Genomic DNA, 7,786 nt, shown 5'->3' on the forward strand with positions numbered 1-7,786 from the left:
TTACCTACATACGCTATGCCTGGGGAAAAGAGGGCGACTGTGTGGAGAAAGAAACAGTCTCAGACCTTCGAAAAAAACACTCCCAAAGAACAAATCCATGGACCGATCAGGAACTGAAGGAACTGTAGAAAAAAGTTTACTTCACTTTTTCAGGTAATCGATTTGGCTTACTGTCCAGTCCCCATCGACCTTGCTCAGCTCCACTCTGGAATGTGCATTCTCCCGAACCACATTCCCGCCTTTACCCGTCCATCCGGCATAGAATTTGACGGCATACACCGCAACGCCATCACCAAGGGAAACCTTTTGCAATTCTTCACAGCGCAATTCCATCCGACGCGATGCCACGCGTAACCGGCCGTATAATTGAGCCAGTCCCTGATTGGTGTGCTCCCCCGCAATTCTCGCCTTACTCCGGATGGAAATGACCACTTTGGGTGCGAACAATTTCTTAAAATCTTTCACCACCATGGCATCGGAAAGAGTCGATGCATCCTCTGTCTTGGATGCGATCTCACTGAGCTCCTCAAATAAGGCTCCGATCTGTTCCTCCTCACTCGGCCAAGCAAGCCAGCTAAAAACTCCAAGTACTACAAATATTATCGGGATTCCAAAAACGATTCGCTTGCTCATATCCTTAAATTACCGCAAAGATTTGCTTTCATCCATACTTATTCCAATGAAACTTTTCGTAATCTCTTTGCTTCCAATTATAAGTCTAGCAAATTTATTTTCGGATGCCCGCCCTTCCGTTCATGAAACGGAAGAGTTTGTTATAATTCGCACCGTTGAGGGAAAACCGCTTTTCGAATACCGGAAGAAACCCTCGGAAAAGGCAAAAAATAATGCCCCCCATTACTCCCGCACGGGTTACATCCATCCACTCTACTCACCCTCAGGTAAAGTTATCACCGGAGACTATGCACCTGATCACCCTCATCAGCACGGCTTGTTCTTCGCCTGGACCAAGTCAAGTTTTCGTGGCAAGCCCACCGAGTTCTGGAACCAGAAAAAGAAACTCGGTGATATTCGCTTCAACCAGTTTTTGGGAAAAACCGAAAACAAGAAATCCCTGTCCCTTCAATTCGAACAGATCTTTACCGCAAACAAAGATTCGAATGAACCGATTCTTAAAGAAACCTGGAAGATTGTAATCCCTCATAAACAGAGAGATTATTTTCAGTTCGACCTGACTTCCATTCAAAGTTGTGCCACTGAGGATCCATTAGTTATTGAAAGGTACCATTACGGAGGAATGGCAATTCGGGGAAATGATCAGTGGATGATAAAAGTCGAGGACGGAAATCCACTCGGCAAAATGATCACATCGGAAGAAAAAAACCCGGAGAATGGTAATCATACAAGACCTCGATGGGTGGCGATGCATGGACCGGTCGATGGACAGGAATGTGGGGTTGTGGTGATGAATCACCCGGATAACTTCCGCTTTCCCCAGTGGGTACGTTTACACCCGACAATGCCCTACTTTGTCTATTCCCCCATGGTCGAGGAGCCCTTCACCATCGAGTCAGGTAAGCCCTATATCTCAAAATTCCGCTATCTCCTATACGACGGAACCCCCGATCACGGCGTGATCGAGGGTTCCTGGAAAGAATGGATTAAAAACTAGATTCTTCTATCCTTAGAAATCAAACTTCAGACCAATTTCAACACTGCGTCCGGGAAGAGGTGCAAACTGTTTCAGTACGGAAGCATGATTGTAGGCAAGCTCGTCGGTAAGGTTGGAGCCTTTAACGAATAACTCTCCTACGGAATCTCCGAAACTTACATCATACGAAGCGAAAGCATTGACCAAAGAAAAAGCAGGAGTTACTTCTTCATCATCCCCTAATTTATCCTGTTTCAAGGAACGAGTTAGTTTCATTCCGAAATCAAGCTTTTCCTGCATAACTTCAAAACCGATCCCAAGCCTGGAAGCTGGGATCCTAGGCAAGTTACCACCTTCTGTTTTGTTCTTTCCTCGCAGGGTGTCACCGTAAAAGGACAACAAAAGATCCCAACCAGGGTTTTCCATGGCAAGCCAATCAATTTCAACCTCAAACCCTTGAAATTCTGCATCGACCGATTCGTATGCTTTTTCTTCTAGGCCTTCAACACCCGGTGCAAATCCGTCACCACCATAGACACTTACACGCTGGGGGTTACCGTCCGTACCTCTTTCAATTCCCGAATGTTCCAAGAAAATATAGTCATTGTATTCGGTATGAAAAGCGGAGAACTGACCGGTTACCTTACCCACGGTTTTTCGGATGATGATCTCAACTCCCACCGCAGATTCGTTTTCAAGGTTGGAATTTCCAATTTCATAGGCTTCGGTAGCATGGTGAGCCCCGTCCGAGTACAATTCAGCCGAGTCTGGTGTACGTTCAGAGTAATTTACATTACCACTGAGATTCCAAAGCTCGTTGAGATCGTGGGAAACACCTCCGCTTGCACTGAAAGTGGTTTCATCCCGATCAGCAATAGTGCTTTGGTATTTACGTTTAATACTCTCCCAGCGAATTCCGGCATTTATTGTAGTGTCATCACTTAAATCGTATTCCTCGATTAGGAAAAGTGAGATCCTGCTAGACTCTTCACCCTCTATACTTGGGTTACTCGGGTCTGAATAATTGTTATCATAGGTGGCTGATGTATTGTCATCATCCCAGCTCCTACTCAGTCCACCAAAGATGCTTTCTTCTCCCACAATTTTGAACTCATCAAAAAGGCCATGAATGCCAAAAACTCCACTTAGCTTTCCGATTTCATGCTTGAAAGCAATTTTACCTTCAAATCCTTCTCGCAAGTAAGTGGCATGAGTGTGCCATTCGGTTACATTATTTTCGGTTTCATAACCACTTTCGCTGTGTTGGTAATCTCCGAAACCGAAGTTCAAATCGATTCCGGTTAATAAATCCGAGTTTGCGATATCAATTTCGGACCGAAATTCAAATCGATCACTTTCCATTTCAATCAAGGTATCACCTTCGGCATGTTCGCCGGGTACACCGTAATCATTTTCGAAACTGGATAAACTGAATCCAGCAAAACCTGAATCAAGCATGTAGGAAGCTCCGAATCCTATCGAAGAGCTAACGCCGTGACTATTTTCAACTGTATTAAAGGGGCCTTCTTGGGTCACAGGAGTAGCATGATGATCTTCGGTGTAGAAGGTTGGAGTGTCGTAATCGTTGTAATCTTTCTTGGATACATTGAGTTGATAATTGAGCTTATCTGAACTTCCAAATGCTATGGCTCCATAACTCAATCCTTCATTCACGCTGTTATAACTGGAACGAAGTGATGCACCCGGAGAATCATAGGGACTAGTAGGAATACTTCGATCGATTACGTTAACAACACCCCCGATGGCACTTCCTCCATGTAATAGTGCAGATGAACCTCGAAGGATTTCAATCCGATCCACCATCAAGGGGTCAATCGGAACCGCATGGTCTTCTGATTGTGCGGACACATCAAAGGAATCAGTTCCATTCTGCAAAACCCTCACCCGAAACTTATCCATTCCGCGGATAATCGGTCGATTTGCAGACGGGCCAAAATGAGTCTGACTGACGCCGGGCGTATCCATCAATGTCTCCGCGATGGTAGTCCCTTTTGCTCTTTCGAGTTCTTTATCAGTTAGTACACTCCACGCCTGAGTGGATTTATTAGATTTGGTACCTAAAGGAGATGATTCGATCGTCAGAGCGTCAAGCTCTACGATTGGTTTATCTGCGGCTTTTTCCTGAGCAAAACCCAAGGAAGCAGAAAGTAAAAAGGGGGAAATATAAAATTTCATATGATTGTTATGTTTGGCTCAGTTCAAGGGTTGTGAGCACTTTTTTAAGATAGTGTAATCCGGCTGCGCCGAAGGATGAATTCGAAAATTAAAAAAAGGAGAGTCCACGGATTAGTCCGCAGTTCTACCCGTCAATTAAAACTTACGCCTGTACCGGGGGATCCCGGGCACCAAACGAATCATGCTTACACGATGTCCTAAATAATTGGACAGTGGAAAATTCCGCTTCCGATATATGCCCGATAAACGCGGAAATCTGAAAGTGTGCCTGAACCTCGAGGCCCTGTCCAAAAAGAACCACCGCACAGGAACTTTCCTCCTCGCCTTTTTGGTCTTCTTGACTCTTGTCGGTCCCGCACCCTTTTTTTCCTTCCGCGTGTGCACACTGTCCATCTCCATGAAAAAGGGAGGAATGCAAATCCGGACTCACGCGGGAAAGCGATAGAGCACCAATTAACAGAGCACACAGAAGAGATAAAATCTTGGGAAAACGAATCACAAAGTGTTAGCATCCACTTAATGCAACATAATTGCAATAAGAAAACCTAACTGGCAAAGGATTAATTCTTATTACCCCAAAGAGCGGGTGTATATCCTTCTTCTCTCTCTTTTCATTCCGAATCGGGGTATCAGGAGAAAGAACAATATGCCCTGCTCCCTATCTAAAACTGTAATATTTTGATTTCAAGCAAGATCAGGACGAATTCATTGCCTTTGCGGTAGTTATATCCAACAAAAGAAAAAAAACGGCAATTTTTCTCATGGACATCGCTGTTATTTCATCAATTAATATCTTTAAAATCTAAACAAAAATATGAAACTCATTCTCTTTTTTATCTTTGCATTTATTTCGCAACCCGCTTTTGCAAAGACGAAGCCCCCCGCGTATTCACCAGGAGTACCCAAGCCCACTCATTCGGAAGTGAGATATGGGAAACATGAACGCAATGTGCTTGATTTTTGGAAGGCAGAATCAAAAAGCCCAGCTCCAGTCGCCTTTGTGATTCATGGAGGTGGATGGAAAGGAGGATCCAAGGAAAGACTAGATCGTTTTGCCGACCCCGATGCCCTTCTACAAAAAGGCATCTCCATTGTGGCGATCAATTACCGTTATGTCACTTCGGACGAATCACCACCCGTAAAAGCTCCTCTTCATGATGCTGCCCGAGCCCTCCAATTCGTCCGCAGTAAGGCAAAAAAGTGGAACATCGATAAAAAACGAATTGGTGCTGCAGGTGGATCCGCCGGTGCCTGCTCCAGCCTTTGGCTTGCCTTCCATGATGACCTTGCTGATCCAAAAAACAAAGATCCCATCCTTCGTGAATCGAGTCGTTTACAATGCGCCGCGGTTACTGGAGCACAAACCACGCTCGATCCCAAACAAATGAAAGAATGGACACCCAACAGTAAATACGGCGGTCATGCCTTCGGCTTGCACCCCTTCGATACATTCCTTAAGAAACGCAAGGAAATCATGCCCTGGATCAAAGAATACTCCCCCTATGCGAATGTCACGAAGGATGATCCTCCCATTTTTTTACAGTACAAATCTTCTCCCGCTCTCGGACAGGTGCAAAAGGACCCCACCCACACCTCCAACTTCGGGGTAAAATTGCAGGAACACTGCCTCGCGAACGGAGTTAAATGCGAATTGTATTACCCAAGCGGACCGAAAACTAAACACTCCGATACTACTTCTTTCCTTATTACACACTTACAAAAATAGATTTAATCCAATGACTAAGATACTTACCACTTTCTGTTTTCTATTTTCAATAATCTCACTTGGAGCTGCCCGTGATCCAATCCGCCTGACTCATGGGCCGATGCTGGGCCACCCCACAGCTGAAAGTGTACGGGTTTGGGGACGCACTTCTGATTCCGGAGAATTTTCTGTCCGGTACGGCGTCACCGAAGGAAAACTTACTCAAATTTCAAAGTCTGTAACCACCCGGATTGAAAATGACAATACCGGCTATGTAACCCTCAATGGATTAAAGTCCGACCAGCGGTACTATTACCAAATTCAGGTCAATGGACGCCCTCATGGACTGCCCGGATCTTTCCTCACCCTTCCAAGTGCGGAAAAAACCCGCAATGCAAAATACAACCCTGAAGGTCTGTTCAATTTTCGGTTTCAAATCGGATCCTGTGCCAACCAAAATCCCGTTCATGGAAACGGGCACCGGGCGAAAACCTATGAGACTCTCAATCGCGACTGGGCGGACAAGACCCACTTTCATATTATGAACGGGGATTGGCTCTACGAAGAATTGAGGGAATACCCGGCGGAAGCCTGGCGTCTCCGTGCGGGCATTGATGAAATCCCCCCCGTGGTTCAGCATATGCCCACGGTCGTTGGAGTTTGGGAAAATTATAAACTCTACCTCAGCCGGGGAATTTCCCTCTCCCAATGGCATCGAAATGTACCCAGCTACTTCACCTTTGACGACCACGAACTGGTCAATGATATCTGGGGGGCTGCCACCGCGGGCCGACGTGACCGACGGGCCGTATTTCGGGATATTGGAACCCATGCTTTTTACAATTACCTTGGCTGGGCCAACCCAACTGAATACGAACACCCCATCCACTTTGGAAAAGCCGAAATGAAAAAAGGGAGTGATCGTTTAATCGATCCCTCCACCAACTTTTCCAAACTCCCCCTCGACGAAATGCTCAACCTGCATGTGCATTGGGATACCCCACAGGCAGGTGTAAATGATCTCGCCTATGATGATCTATCCTTAGGCCATCCCAATTCCTATGTTTACGATATTAAAAAGGTGATCGACAAGAATACCCTCCAACTCCACATGCCCGCAAAAGTCTCCGACGAGATCACTTACTCAATTGGTCGGAGGAGTTATGGCAGCTTTAAAGTCAGTAATTGTGAATACTTTTTACTCGATACCCGCGGTGCTCGGGACATGCATGATATTTCTGACCGTGGCAAGAAGGGTCTCTCTATGCTCGGAAAAACCCAAATGAACTGGCTCCTTGATTCGATGAAAAAGAGCGATGCCGATTTCTTCTTCGTCATCTCCACGGTTCCCTTTATGATTCCTCACAGCGGAGCCGGTGGATTCGAGGCGGCCGCGAATAAAGAAGAGGCTTGGACCGCCTTCTTTGACGAACGGGAACACCTTATTTCCGAATGGGAGAAAATGGGCAAAAAAGTATTTGTGCTCACCGGCGATCTTCATAACAGCTTCGCAATTAAGATTACTGAAAACATCTGGGAATTCTGCTGCGGTCCGCACAACAGCGTAAACCATGTTCCGAAAAACGATGAAATGGACCGTCCTGCCACCGGTAAGTTTAAATTCGGCCCACGGGAATGCGATATCCGCTGGAGTTCCTACATCCTACCCGACCTACCCCGGATGGAAAGACTCTATCCCCACTATGCGGTGGTCAAGGTCAACAATGTCTTTAACATGCCCAAGAAACTCGGAGATGAACGCTGGGTCGCCTACCCTCACCCCCAGGTGGTTTTTCAATATTATAATGGAAACACCGGTGAACTGGAATACGCCGAATCTATTTCCACCGACCGAGAATAATATCCGAGCACGCGATAGAGATAAGATATTCGGATTTGTCTATTCGCTCATCGCTTACCAGTTCACAGTGGATCGCCACGGGCTTACAGCCCTCGCGATGACAAGGTTGGTAAAGAATCGTAGTGAGCAGAATTTGTCATTGCGAGGAGTAAGCGGGAGCGGACGACGCGGCAATCCACTGCATGCAATGGACGCGTTCGGGTAATGCGGTACAATTACTTAAACACAGTGGATCGCCACGGGCTTTCAGCCCTCGCGATGACAAGATGTGGGGGAATGGTAGTGTGCGGGTCCATGACAATAGACAGACTTTGTCATTGCGAGGAAGGAACGCAAGTGACTGACGCGGCAATCCATCGTATCTCGAGGGAGACGATCCGGTTAGTCTGTTCGCTTACTGGTTCACAGTGGATCG

8 protein-coding genes are annotated in these 7,786 nt (G+C 46.3%); 5 read left to right on the forward strand and 3 right to left on the reverse strand.

Annotated elements, in window-relative coordinates:
• Positions 1–141: 141 nt before the first annotated feature.
• Positions 142–633: a hypothetical protein gene (locus ACKPQ5_RS06905; RefSeq protein WP_407678368.1), complete on the reverse strand. Its 492-nt coding sequence runs from the start codon at positions 631–633 to the stop codon at positions 142–144.
• Between the two features lie 46 nt (positions 634–679).
• Between ACKPQ5_RS06905 and ACKPQ5_RS06910 the strand changes: the two genes are divergently transcribed.
• A complete protein-coding gene (locus ACKPQ5_RS06910) occupies positions 680–1,630 on the forward strand; it encodes a DUF6807 domain-containing protein (RefSeq protein WP_407678369.1) in 951 nt (316 codons plus the stop codon).
• A 12-nt stretch (positions 1,631–1,642) separates the two neighbouring features.
• On the opposite strand, the gene ACKPQ5_RS06915 is transcribed toward ACKPQ5_RS06910, so the two are convergent.
• Together ACKPQ5_RS06915 and ACKPQ5_RS06920 are read right to left on the reverse strand one after the other, a co-directional pair.
• Positions 1,643–3,805 carry a TonB-dependent receptor gene (locus ACKPQ5_RS06915; protein ID WP_407678370.1) on the reverse strand — a complete coding sequence of 721 codons (2,163 nt, stop codon included), beginning with the start codon at positions 3,803–3,805 and terminating at the stop codon, positions 1,643–1,645.
• Positions 3,806–3,947: 142 nt separating this feature from the next.
• Entirely contained in the window at positions 3,948–4,304 is a 357-nt protein-coding gene (locus tag ACKPQ5_RS06920) for a hypothetical protein (protein ID WP_407678371.1), read from the reverse strand.
• A 315-nt stretch (positions 4,305–4,619) separates the two neighbouring features.
• On the opposite strand from ACKPQ5_RS06920, the gene ACKPQ5_RS06925 reads away from it, so the two are divergent.
• The 4 genes from ACKPQ5_RS06925 to ACKPQ5_RS06940 all read left to right on the forward strand — a co-directional run.
• Entirely contained in the window at positions 4,620–5,531 is a 912-nt protein-coding gene (locus ACKPQ5_RS06925; protein ID WP_407678372.1) for a carboxylesterase family protein, read from the forward strand.
• Positions 5,532–5,541: 10 nt separating this feature from the next.
• Positions 5,542–7,371, forward strand: coding sequence for an alkaline phosphatase D family protein (locus tag ACKPQ5_RS06930; RefSeq protein WP_407678373.1), 1,830 nt, complete (start codon positions 5,542–5,544; stop codon positions 7,369–7,371).
• The gene (locus ACKPQ5_RS06935; RefSeq protein ID WP_407678374.1) at positions 7,328–7,576 is read left to right on the forward strand and encodes a hypothetical protein; all 249 of its coding nucleotides are present in this window, start codon (positions 7,328–7,330) and stop codon (positions 7,574–7,576) included. The genes ACKPQ5_RS06930 and ACKPQ5_RS06935 overlap by 44 nt, the downstream gene beginning before the upstream one ends.
• The coding region (locus tag ACKPQ5_RS06940; RefSeq protein WP_407678375.1) for a hypothetical protein at positions 7,576–7,786 on the forward strand (211 nt) is incomplete at its 3' end. The genes ACKPQ5_RS06935 and ACKPQ5_RS06940, both read left to right, overlap by 1 nt.

This window comes from Candidatus Seribacter sulfatis, from assembly GCF_964187635.1.
Lineage (GTDB): Bacteria > Verrucomicrobiota > Verrucomicrobiia > Opitutales > Seribacteraceae > Seribacter > Seribacter sulfatis.

Excerpts from the sequence above, each read along its gene's own strand:
- ACKPQ5_RS06915 (WP_407678370.1), bottom strand. The coding sequence starts at position 3,805 with ATGAAATTTTATATTTCCCCCTTTTTACTTTCTGCTTCCTTGGGTTTT.
- ACKPQ5_RS06925 (WP_407678372.1), top strand. The coding sequence starts at position 4,620 with ATGAAACTCATTCTCTTTTTTATCTTTGCATTTATTTCGCAACCCGCT.
- ACKPQ5_RS06905 (WP_407678368.1), bottom strand. The coding sequence starts at position 633 with ATGAGCAAGCGAATCGTTTTTGGAATCCCGATAATATTTGTAGTACTT.
- ACKPQ5_RS06910 (WP_407678369.1), top strand. The coding sequence starts at position 680 with ATGAAACTTTTCGTAATCTCTTTGCTTCCAATTATAAGTCTAGCAAAT.
- ACKPQ5_RS06930 (WP_407678373.1), top strand. The coding sequence starts at position 5,542 with ATGACTAAGATACTTACCACTTTCTGTTTTCTATTTTCAATAATCTCA.